Below are 10,295 nucleotides of genomic sequence, written 5' to 3' on the forward strand. Positions count from 1 at the left end.
ATGAGCGAAAGTGGAGAAATGATTGCTGGTAAAAACCCGGTATTAGAAGCCCTTCGTTCAGGCCGAGAAATGAACAAAATATGGATTAGTGAAGGTGTGAAAAAATCGGGAATTAAGGAAGTGCTGGATTTAGCCCGCGAACGAGGAGTATTTGTACAGTTTGTGCCAAAGAAAAAAATCGATCAACTTTCAAGCGCCAACCATCAAGGTATCGTTGCTTCTGTCGCTGCTTATAAGTATGCGGAACTCGATGATTTATTTGATGTGGCCAAAGCAAGAAGCGAAGATCCATTTTTCATCATTTTAGATGAATTAGAAGACCCTCATAATCTTGGCTCAATTATGCGAACTGCAGATGCGATTGGCGTTCATGGTATAATCATACCAAAGAGACGTTCTGTTGGACTTACAGCAACGGTAGCGAAAGCTTCTACAGGAGCTATTGAGCATGTTCCTGTTTGCAGAGTGAACAATTTAGTGCAAACAGTAGATGAGTTAAAAGAAAGAGGCGTCTGGATTGCTGGAACAGATGCAAAAGGTAGCACCGACTATCGAAAAATGGATGCTACCTTGCCGCTAGCTATCATTATTGGAAGTGAAGGGAAAGGAATGAGTAGACTACTGAAGGAGAAATGTGACTTTCTCTACCATTTGCCAATGGTTGGGCATGTTAATTCATTGAATGCGTCTGTTGCGGCGGCATTATTAATGTATGAAGTGTACCGAAAACGTCAAGAAGTGAATGATTAGTTATGAAAAACATTCTAATAGTTGATGGATACAATATGATAGGTGCTTGGAAAGAATTGCGGCCTTTAAAAGATACAGATTTAGAGGAAGCTAGAAATCGCCTGCTTGAACTAATGGCAGAATATAAAGCCGCTATGGGATGGCGGGTGATTGTTGTTTTCGATGCCTATCATGTTTCTGGGGCAGAGAAATCTTATGTACAAAATGCGGTGGAAGTAATTTTTACAAGAAAGAACGAAACGGCAGATGAGCGTATTGAAAAATTATCAAACGAGCTGAAAGGGAGGAAAGTCCAAATATACGTAGCAACTTCTGATATGACGGAGCAAAACGTAATATTTGGGAATGGTGCCCTTCGGAAATCAGCCCGTGAACTAGAAATAGAGTTGGAAATTATTCAATCAAAAATATCAAAAAGAGTAGAAACTTCGCAGAAAGAAAGACCTAAATCTAGAATCCCATTATCGAAAGAAGTAGAGTTAGCCTTCGAAAAATGGAGAAGAGGTTTAAAATAATCAATTGACCTATATTTTCCAATTCATATATACTGTTCCTAATATGATTTATACGTCTGGGGTGAGGCCGTTGCTAAAAACAGAGCAATCGCAAGTAGTACAATCTTTTGACGAGCTAACGGATGAACAACTTGTTGAACTAGTGCATCAAGGTAATACAGAGGCGTTAGATTACTTAATTAATAAATACCGTGTATTCGTAAAGGCGAAAGCTCGCTCTTATTTTTTAATAGGAGCGGACAAGGAAGATATTATACAAGAGGGAATGATAGGTTTATATAAAGCCATAAGAGATTTTAAAGAGGACAAGCTTGTTTCCTTTAAAGCTTTTGCAGAGTTATGTATTACGCGCCAAATTATTACTGCTATTAAGACGGCAACGCGTCAGAAACATATTCCACTCAATTCCTATGTTTCTCTTGATAAACCAATATATGATGAAGAGTCGGATCGGACGTTGATGGATGTCATTACATGCTCGGAATCAGAAAATCCAGAACATTTAATGATTAACCGAGAAGAGTACTCCTATTTGGAAGAAAAAATTAGCGAAATTTTAAGCGAACTTGAACAACAAGTGCTTACTTTATATTTAGATGGACAATCTTATAATGAGATTTCTGAAGAATTAAATCGTCATGTAAAGTCAATTGATAATGCATTGCAACGGGTGAAACGGAAATTGGAGCGCCATTTAGAAAATGGGGAAATTATTTGAAACTCATTCCTCAATTATTGACAGCATGTTTTTTTGGTGTTAGTCTTTAAAAGATAAAATGCCAGAATAGAGGTTTTTTCAGTGGCAAAGAAAATTGTATTAAGCTGTGAAGAGTGTGGTTCTAGAAATTACACTTATCCTGAAAAAGACAGCTCAACTAGATTACAATTGAAAAAGTATTGTCAGCGCTGCAATCGACACACATTACACAAACAAACGCGCTAGTTGAAATAGAGAAGACAGATGATTTATTCGGAGGTTAAGCTAGAATGGGCAAAATAAAACAATTTCTGCAAGAAGTTATGTCCGAAATGAGAAAGACAAGCTGGCCAAAAAGCAAAGAGCTTACAAAATATACGATTGTTGTAATCACAACAGTCATTTTTGTAGCAATCTTTTTTGTGCTTGTAGATTTATTGATTTCGGGAGCATTCCGTTGGTATTTAAAAATATAATTATAGCCCCATACTAAATATCTTTCGAAAAATAGCCCGTCTAACATTTCGCGGGTTTTTTTCATTTATGTTGTAAATTATAATATTAAATACAGATTCAACGGGTTGTAATTGTAAAGGAGGGAAGGACGAATAGTCCAATATACATTATGGAAAAACAATGGTATGTAGTTCATACTTATTCAGGTTATGAAAATCGTGTAAAAGCAAATCTCGAAAAACGAGTAGAAACAATGGGGATGCAAGATCTCATTTTCCGTGTAATCATCCCTGAACATGAAGAAACTGATTTAAAAGATGGAAAAAAACGTACGGTGATGCGAAAAGTTTTCCCGGGTTACGTATTAGTTGAAATGATTTTAACTGATGATTCTTGGTACGTTGTTCGCAATACCCCAGGAGTGACAGGATTTATTGGCTCATCAGGCGGAGGAGCAAAACCGACACCTTTACTGCCTGAAGAAGTAGATCGTCTGCTTCGTTCAATGGGATTACACAAAAAAGCAATTGGCGAGTTAGATATTGCTGTTGGCGATCTAGTTGAAGTGTTAGATGGACCATTTGCTCATTTCCAAGGAAATGTAGAGGAAATCGATGTGGATAAAGGAAAAGTAAAAGTTTCAGTTGACATGTTCGGTCGGGAAACGAAAATGGAATTAGATTTCGAACAAGTACAACGGGTATAAACCTTTAAAAAAGAGTAAAAAATTTCAATGGTTTGCACATTTTAACCAATTTGGTTAACAAATAATTTATATCTTTATAATATTTTTACTTGCTTAAGAATATGAAAAATGATATCATTTCATAGGTCAGACTAGTTTTTTTAGTCTGCGATATGAGTTAATGATATTTTATCGGCATGGCTGATAAATGTATATTTGAGTGGGAGGGGCAACCCAATATACCACATCACGGACTTAAGGAGGTGTGTCTCGTGGCTAAAAAAGTTATTAAAATTGTTAAACTTCAAATCCCTGCTGGTAAAGCGAATCCAGCTCCACCAGTTGGTCCTGCATTAGGTCAAGCAGGTGTAAACATCATGGGATTCTGTAAAGAATTTAACGCTCGTACTGCTGATCAAGCAGGTTTAATTATACCTGTTGAAATTACAGTATTCGAAGACCGTTCTTTCACTTTTATTACAAAAACTCCACCTGCAGCTGTATTGCTTAAAAAAGCAGCAGGTATTGAATCAGGTTCTGGTGAGCCAAACCGTAAAAAAGTTGCAACGGTTAAACGTGATAAAGTTCGCGAAATCGCAGAACTAAAAATGCCTGATTTAAATGCTGCATCTGTTGAAGCGGCTATGGCAATGGTTGAAGGTACAGCACGAAGCATGGGTATTGAAATCGTTGACTAATCCATTGTAATTCGTGTTAGTTTTTGTAGGTTGCGCAAGTTCTGTTGAACACGCAACCTTTATTCGTGGGAGGTAAATTTCCGCTAAAACCACAAAGGAGGAAAAAGTAATGGTAAAACGCAGTAAAAGAATGCAAGAACTTGCAAAATTAATTGATAAAACTAAATTATATCCAGTAGAAGAAGCTGTTGCATTAGCTCAAAAAACAAGCAATGTTAAATTTGATGCAACAGTAGAAGTAGCTTTCCGTTTAAATATTGATACTCGTAAAAATGACCAACAAATCCGTGGAGCAGTTGTGCTTCCAAACGGAACAGGTAAAACTCAACGTGTATTAGTATTTGCTAAAGGTGAAAAAGCGAAGGAAGCTGAAGCTGCTGGAGCAGACTATGTAGGCGATGTAGACTACATCAACAAAATCCAACAAGGTTGGTTTGAGTTTGATGTAATCGTAGCTACACCTGATATGATGGGTGAGGTTGGTAAATTAGGTCGTATTTTAGGTCCAAAAGGATTAATGCCAAACCCTAAAACAGGAACAGTTACTTTCGATGTTGCGAAAGCAATCCAAGAAATCAAAGCAGGTAAAGTAGAATACCGCGCTGATAAAGCTGGTATCGTTCACGCTCCTATCGGTAAAGTATCTTTCGAAACAGAAAAATTAGTAGAAAACTTCTTAGCTGTATTCGAAGCAATTCAAAAAGCAAAACCTGCTGCAGCTAAAGGTACTTACATGAAATCTGTAAACATCACTACTACAATGGGGCCATCAATTAAAATTGACGCTTCTAGCGTAGTGATTAAATAATAAATAAAGATAGAATAAAACTATTGACATTCATCCTATTCGTTAGTATTATGGATGATGTTCTGAATATAGTAATCCATTTGTACCGTAGACAGTAGGGGTGCTCTTTGCACTTAAACTTCCCTACCGAGGACATAAAATCGGATTCTTTTTTAAGATGATGACTTTTTATGCCTTCGTGTGTCTACACGAAGGCTTTTGTTTTATCGGTATGAATGACCCATTCTAATAGGAGGTGTCAAAATGTCTAAGGCAATTGAAGCAAAAAAAGTACAAGTACAAGAGATTGCAGACAAATTTAAAAATTCTGCTTCTGTAGTGCTTGTTGATTACCGCGGTTTAAACGTAGCTCAAGTTACTGAATTGCGTAAACAACTTCGTGAAGCTGGCGTAGAATTTAAAGTTTATAAAAACACTTTAACTCGCCGTGCTGTTGAAGAAGTTGGACTAGAAGGACTTAATGAATATTTAACAGGTCCAAATGCGATCGCTTTCTCTACAGAAGATGTTGTAGCACCAGCTAAAATCATTAACAACTTCGCAAAAGAAAACGATGCATTAGAAATTAAAGCGGGTGTTATTGAAGGAAACGTTGCTACAGTTGAAGAGGTTAAAGCTCTTGCTGACCTTCCATCTCGCGAAGGTTTACTTTCAATGTTACTATCTGTACTTCAAGCTCCAATCCGCAACTTCGCTCTTGCAACAAAAGCTGTTGCAGAACAAAAAGAAGAACAAGGTGCGTAATTTATCGCTTAAACCAATATTTCGAATACAGGCAAATAGCCTAACAAAAATACCTATATAGGAGGAATATGGAATGACTAAAGAACAAATTATTGAAGCTATTAAAGAAATGACAGTTCTTGAATTAAACGATTTAGTAAAAGCTATCGAAGAAGAATTCGGCGTAACTGCTGCTGCTCCAGTTGCAGTTGTAGGTGGCGCTGCTGCAGGTGCTGCTGCAGAAGAAAAATCTGAATTCGATGTAGTATTAGCTAACGCTGGAGATCAAAAAATCAAAGTTATCAAAGTTGTACGCGAACTTACAGGCCTTGGCTTAAAAGAAGCAAAAGAATTAGTTGACAACACTCCAAAACCACTTAAAGAAGGCGTTTCTAAAGAAGAAGCTGAAGAAATCAAAGCTAAACTTGAAGAAGTTGGCGCTTCTGTAGAACTTAAGTAATAATTGCTTGAGTATCGTTTATACCAAAAAATAAAAAGCTCGTCCTATTTGGCGAGCTTTTCTTCATTTATTTAGGGAGGCCACTCAAATGACTGAACATTATTATTCACGAAAGCCTCAAACGGAAAGTAAACCTCAACAATGGCAGTTTACTTTATTAGGACACTCATTTTTATTTGAAACAGATACAGGAGTGTTTAGTAAAAGCGAAGTAGATTTTGGATCCCGTTTGTTAATTGATACATTTAACATGCCCGATGTAGAAGGAATTGTTTTAGACGTTGGTTGTGGCTACGGTCCAATCGGGTTAGCGATAGCAAAACAATATCCAGAGCGAACAGTATATATGATGGATATTAATGAGCGAGCACTTCAATTAGCTAGAAAGAATGCAGAATTGAACGGAATCCAAAATGTGCGTATTTATGAAAGTGACGGTGTATATGTGGATGAGCAAGTCCAAGTTGCTGCTGTGTTAACGAACCCGCCAATTCGAGCTGGGAAAGAGACGGTTTTTAAAATCTATGACGGGGCTTATCAGCATTTGTGTACAAGTGGAGAACTTTGGGTTGTGATTCAGAAGAAACAAGGAGCACCATCTACGTTAAAGTATTTGGAAGAAAAGTTTCGGTCAGTGGAAATTGTCGAGAAGAAAAAGGGATATTGGATTATCAAAGCTGAAAAATAAAACGAATTCCCATTAAATATTGACTTGACAAATCGGCTATGATAACATAATAAAATGCAAAAATATTATTTTTTGGGAGTATGCCCTTTTGTATGCAATAATTTTTATGTGGGTATACTTGCCATGAATAAGTTAAGTTTAACCGAAAATGAGGTTTTGAAAAAGTCTCGTTTTCTTTTTGTCTTTGGAAAATCATACACTATTTATTTGATTTTGCAAAGACCTATTATCGCTTTATTGAGGGGTGAATAAGTTGACAGGTCAACTAGTTCAGTATGGACGACACCGCCAGCGTAGAAGCTTTGCGCGTATTAAAGAGGTGCTGGAGCTTCCGAATTTAATAGAGATTCAAACAGCCTCTTACGACTGGTTCCTTAAAGAAGGATTGCTTGAAATGTTTAAAGAAATTTCCCCTATTGAGGATTTCACAGGCAATCTTTCACTAGAATTCATCGACTATTCTTTAGGAGAACCAAAATATGATGTCGATGAATGTAAGGAGCGCGATGTAACTTATGCAGCACCATTGCGCGTAAAGGTACGTCTTCATAACAAAGAAACAGATGAAGTTAAAGAACAAGATGTCTTTATGGGGGATTTCCCATTAATGACAGAAACAGGCACTTTTATTATTAACGGTGCCGAGCGTGTAATTGTATCCCAATTGGTACGTTCACCAAGCGTATATTATCACGATAAAACGGACAAAAACGGCAAAAAAGGCTTCGGTGCAACAGTCATTCCAAACCGTGGTGCATGGCTGGAGTTTGAAACGGATGCAAAAGATATTATCTATGTTCGCATCGATCGCACACGTAAATTGCCTGCAACAGTGCTTCTAAGAGCGTTAGGCTTTGGTTCAGACCAAGAAATTATCGATATTATCGGTGATAATGAGTATTTGAGAAATACGCTTGAGAAAGATAATACAGATAGCACTGAAAAGGCGCTATTAGAAATCTATGAACGCCTTCGTCCAGGTGAACCACCGACAGTTGAAAGTGCAAAAAGCTTGCTATATTCCCGCTTCTTCGATGCTAAACGCTATGATTTAGCAGCCGTTGGGCGTTATAAAATGAATAAAAAGCTTCACATAAAAAATCGTCTATTTAATCAAAAAATCGCAGAAACGTTAGTAGATCCTGAAACAGGAGAAATTATTGTTGAAAAAGATACAATTCTTGACCGACGTACGTTAGATAAAATTATTCCTTATTTAGAGAAGGGTGTTGGATTCCGTACATTATCTCAAGTAGGTGGTGTATTGGATGAAGATATTACAATCCAATCCATTAAAATATATGCTCCTAATGACGAAGATGGAAAAATCATCAATGTCATTTCCAATGCTTACGTTGATGAAGAGGTAAAACATTTAACTCCTGCGGATATTATCGCGTCATTATCCTACTTCTTCAACTTACTTTATGGTGTAGGAAATGTTGATGACATCGACCATTTAGGAAATCGTCGTTTACGCTCTGTTGGTGAGTTGTTGCAAAACCAATTCCGTATTGGACTATCGCGTATGGAACGAGTTGTGCGTGAGCGCATGTCAATTAATGACACAGCGTCAATCGTACCACAACAATTGATTAATATTCGTCCAGTTATTGCATCAATAAAAGAGTTCTTTGGTAGCTCTCAATTATCGCAATTCATGGACCAAACAAATCCACTAGCAGAATTGACGCATAAACGCCGCCTTTCCGCTTTAGGACCTGGTGGTTTGACGAGAGAACGTGCTGGTATGGAAGTGCGGGACGTTCACTACTCGCACTATGGCCGCATGTGTCCTATTGAAACACCAGAGGGTCCAAACATCGGTCTAATTAACTCATTATCAACTTATGCGAAAGTGAATAAGTTTGGTTTTATTGAAACACCTTATCGTCGTGTTGATCCTGAAACAGGCCGAGTGACAGACCAAATTGACTACTTAACAGCCGATGAGGAAGACAACTACATCGTAGCTCAGGCAAACTCACCGTTAAATCCAGACGGAACTTTTGCCAACGAGGAAGTTTTAGGTCGATTCCGTGGAGACAACACAGTATTCAAAAGAGAATTAGTTGACTACATGGACGTATCACCTAAACAAGTCGTATCTGCTGCGACAGCATGTATCCCATTCTTAGAAAACGACGACTCTAACCGTGCATTAATGGGTGCAAACATGCAACGTCAAGCAGTACCATTAATTCAACCAGAGGCTCCGTATGTAGGGACAGGAATGGAATACGTAAACGCTCGGGACTCTGGTGCTGCTGTAGTTAATAAGTATGAAGGAATCGTTGAACATGTTGAATCGCGTGAAATCCATGTTCGTCGAATTGAAATTAGAGATGGAAAAGAAGTAAAAGGCGAACTGGATAAATATAAGCTTCAAAAATTCCAGCGTTCCAACCATGGAACTTGTATTAATCAACGCCCAATCGTTAAAGTTGGGGATCGCGTAAAACCAAAAGATATTCTTGCAGATGGACCTTCCATGGATAAAGGCGAACTTGCTCTAGGTCGCAACGTTCTTGTTGCTTTCATGACTTGGGAAGGTTTCAACTACGAAGACGCGATTATTATGAACGAACGTCTTGTAAAAGATGATATTTATACATCCATTCATATTGAAGAATATGAATCTGAATCTCGAGATACTAAACTAGGCCCAGAAGAAATTACTCGCGATATACCAAATGTCGGTGAAGATGCGCTACGTAATCTTGATGATCGCGGTATCGTTCGAATTGGTGCTGAAGTACGTGACGGTGATATTTTAGTAGGTAAAGTAACACCAAAAGGAGTTACGGAATTAACTGCTGAAGAACGCTTACTTCATGCCATTTTCGGTGAAAAGGCTCGTGAAGTTCGAGATACGTCATTACGTGTACCACATGGAGCAGGTGGAATCGTCCTCGATGTTAAAGTGTTTAATCGAGAAGACGGTGATGAATTACCACCTGGAGTAAACCAATTAGTGCGTGTTTATATTGTTCAAAAACGTAAAATTCGCGTCGGTGACAAAATGGCCGGTCGTCACGGTAACAAAGGGGTAATTTCCCGTATTTTACCTGAAGAAGATATGCCATTCTTGCCAGACGGAACTCCAGTTGACATCATGTTAAATCCATTGGGCGTACCATCTCGTATGAACATCGGACAAGTGTTAGAGTTACACTTAGGTATGGCTGCACACTTATTAGGCGAATACATGGCGACACCTGTATTCGATGGTGCGAACGAAGAAGATGTTTGGAATACGATGGAAGAAGCCGGAATGAATAGAGACGGTAAAACAATTCTTTATGATGGACGTACAGGAGAACCGTTTGATAACCGAGTATCAGTTGGTATCATGTATATGATCAAATTGGCGCACATGGTTGACGATAAACTTCATGCCCGTTCAACAGGTCCATATTCACTTGTAACGCAACAACCATTAGGTGGTAAAGCACAATTTGGTGGTCAACGTTTCGGTGAGATGGAGGTTTGGGCACTTGAAGCGTATGGTGCAGCATATACACTACAAGAACTATTGACAATCAAATCAGACGACGTTGTAGGACGTGTGAAAACATATGAAGCGATTGTAAAAGGTGAAAGTGTTCCAGAACCAGGCGTGCCAGAAAGCTTCAAAGTATTAATTAAAGAACTTCAATCACTAGGATTAGATGTGAAAATGCTTACTGTAGACGAAGAAGAGATTGAACTGAGAGATATGGATGATGATGATGATCTACAACCAGCTGATGCCCTAAACATCTTGCCAACTAAAGAAGAAAAACCTGTTGAAACTCAAAATTAATCTACATGTG

General features: G+C 38.2%; 12 protein-coding genes and 1 other annotated feature. All 12 genes read left to right on the forward strand.

Annotation, left to right across the window (positions count from 1 at the left end):
* The gene (gene rlmB, locus UtA1_RS03410) at window positions 1-750 is read left to right on the forward strand and encodes a 23S rRNA (guanosine(2251)-2'-O)-methyltransferase RlmB (RefSeq protein ID WP_096550054.1); all 750 of its coding nucleotides are present in this window, start codon (window positions 1-3) and stop codon (window positions 748-750) included.
* Between the two features lie 2 nt (window positions 751-752).
* On the forward strand, window positions 753-1,265 hold the full coding sequence (locus UtA1_RS03415; RefSeq protein ID WP_016838537.1) for an NYN domain-containing protein: 513 nt from the start codon (window positions 753-755) through the stop codon (window positions 1,263-1,265).
* Window positions 1,266-1,335: 70 nt separating this feature from the next.
* Window positions 1,336-1,983 carry an RNA polymerase sporulation sigma factor SigH gene (sigH, locus tag UtA1_RS03420; RefSeq protein ID WP_016838538.1) on the forward strand — a complete coding sequence of 216 codons (648 nt, stop codon included), beginning with the start codon at window positions 1,336-1,338 and terminating at the stop codon, window positions 1,981-1,983.
* A gap of 81 nt (window positions 1,984-2,064) precedes the next feature.
* On the forward strand, window positions 2,065-2,208 hold the full coding sequence (rpmG, locus tag UtA1_RS03425) for a 50S ribosomal protein L33 (RefSeq protein WP_083839531.1): 144 nt from the start codon (window positions 2,065-2,067) through the stop codon (window positions 2,206-2,208).
* Window positions 2,209-2,252: 44 nt separating this feature from the next.
* The gene (gene secE / locus UtA1_RS03430; protein ID WP_016838539.1) at window positions 2,253-2,438 is read left to right on the forward strand and encodes a preprotein translocase subunit SecE; all 186 of its coding nucleotides are present in this window, start codon (window positions 2,253-2,255) and stop codon (window positions 2,436-2,438) included.
* Between the two features lie 149 nt (window positions 2,439-2,587).
* Window positions 2,588-3,124 carry a transcription termination/antitermination protein NusG gene (gene nusG, locus UtA1_RS03435; protein WP_016838540.1) on the forward strand — a complete coding sequence of 179 codons (537 nt, stop codon included), beginning with the start codon at window positions 2,588-2,590 and terminating at the stop codon, window positions 3,122-3,124.
* A 251-nt stretch (window positions 3,125-3,375) separates the two neighbouring features.
* On the forward strand, window positions 3,376-3,801 hold the full coding sequence (gene rplK, locus UtA1_RS03440; protein WP_016838541.1) for a 50S ribosomal protein L11: 426 nt from the start codon (window positions 3,376-3,378) through the stop codon (window positions 3,799-3,801).
* Between the two features lie 109 nt (window positions 3,802-3,910).
* The gene (rplA, locus tag UtA1_RS03445) at window positions 3,911-4,609 is read left to right on the forward strand and encodes a 50S ribosomal protein L1 (RefSeq protein WP_096550055.1); all 699 of its coding nucleotides are present in this window, start codon (window positions 3,911-3,913) and stop codon (window positions 4,607-4,609) included.
* Between the two features lie 67 nt (window positions 4,610-4,676).
* Window positions 4,677-4,820: a sequence feature (ribosomal protein L10 leader region), on the forward strand.
* A gap of 32 nt (window positions 4,821-4,852) precedes the next feature.
* Window positions 4,853-5,353 carry a 50S ribosomal protein L10 gene (rplJ, locus tag UtA1_RS03450; RefSeq protein WP_096550056.1) on the forward strand — a complete coding sequence of 167 codons (501 nt, stop codon included), beginning with the start codon at window positions 4,853-4,855 and terminating at the stop codon, window positions 5,351-5,353.
* Between the two features lie 73 nt (window positions 5,354-5,426).
* Window positions 5,427-5,792: a 50S ribosomal protein L7/L12 gene (rplL, locus tag UtA1_RS03455; RefSeq protein ID WP_096550057.1), complete on the forward strand. Its 366-nt coding sequence runs from the start codon at window positions 5,427-5,429 to the stop codon at window positions 5,790-5,792.
* An 88-nt stretch (window positions 5,793-5,880) separates the two neighbouring features.
* A complete protein-coding gene (locus UtA1_RS03460) occupies window positions 5,881-6,480 on the forward strand; it encodes a class I SAM-dependent methyltransferase (protein ID WP_096550058.1) in 600 nt (199 codons plus the stop codon).
* A 244-nt stretch (window positions 6,481-6,724) separates the two neighbouring features.
* Window positions 6,725-10,285: a DNA-directed RNA polymerase subunit beta gene (rpoB, locus tag UtA1_RS03465; protein ID WP_172597819.1), complete on the forward strand. Its 3,561-nt coding sequence runs from the start codon at window positions 6,725-6,727 to the stop codon at window positions 10,283-10,285.
* Window positions 10,286-10,295: the final 10 nt, after the last annotated feature.

This window comes from Ureibacillus thermosphaericus, assembly GCF_002370195.2.
GTDB classification, from domain to species: domain Bacteria; phylum Bacillota; class Bacilli; order Bacillales_A; family Planococcaceae; genus Ureibacillus; species Ureibacillus thermosphaericus.